This window comes from Marinimicrobium sp. UBA4209 (genome assembly GCF_002381585.1).
GTDB lineage: Bacteria > Pseudomonadota > Gammaproteobacteria > Pseudomonadales > Cellvibrionaceae > Marinimicrobium > Marinimicrobium koreense.
Window position 1 is genome coordinate 280 of sequence record NZ_DFTP01000111.1, and the last position, 879, is coordinate 1,158.

Consider the following 879-nt stretch of genomic DNA (forward strand, 5'->3'; position numbering starts at 1 on the left):
CCGAAGCGATGCTGCTCGTCGATAATCACCAGCCCCAGATTGGCAAATTCGACCTCCTCCTGAAACAACGCATGGGTGCCCACCACAACCCTCGCCTCGCCGCTTGCCAGGCGGGCCAATTGCTCCCGGCGCCGGGCGGCGGTCAGCCGTCCGGTCAGCCAGCCCAGCTCAATCCCCAAAGGCTCAAGCCAGCCGCCAAAGTTGTTGCGGTGCTGCTCGGCCAGGATTTCCGTCGGCGCCATGATCGCCGCCTGATAGCCACTGGCCACGGCGGTCAGCGCCGCCAGAGCCGCCACCAGGGTTTTGCCCGAACCGACGTCCCCCTGAACCAGGCGCAACATGGGGATGGGTTTGACCAGATCTTCGGCAATCTCCCGGCTGACCCGCTGCTGCGCCCCCGTCAGTTGAAAGGGCAGCTGGCTGAGAAACTGTTTGTGCAGCGCCGGATCCGGGGCCAGCGAGGGCGCACCCTCCGCCTGGGTCTGCTGACGCAGTACCAACAGGCTCAGGTGATGGGCCAGGAGCTCTTCAAACGCCAGACGCTGCTGATAGGGATGGGTACCGTCCATCAGCCGCGCCACATCCGCCTGCCGGGGCGGCGCGTGCAGGTAGCGCAGGGCATCCGCCAGGGGCACCTGATCCAGCTCACGACGCAGATCGTCGGGCAGGAGCTCGGTCAGCGGGTGTCGATCGAGAAAGGTCAGGGCCTGGCTGGCCAGAGCGCGGATGCGCTGCTGGGTGAGCCCCTCGGTGGCGGGATAAACCGGGGTCAGCCGGTCATCCAGGGCCACGGCCTCGGCGCCGTCGAGAAATTCATACTCCGGGTGATAGAACTCCAGACCCGAGGCGCCCCGACGGCTCTCGCCAAAACAGCGCAGA

1 protein-coding gene is annotated in these 879 nt (G+C 66.4%); it reads right to left on the reverse strand.

What is annotated here, in order from left to right:
• On the reverse strand, positions 1-879 hold an 879-nt coding region (locus B3187_RS16255; RefSeq protein WP_286807514.1), incomplete at both ends, for a DEAD/DEAH box helicase.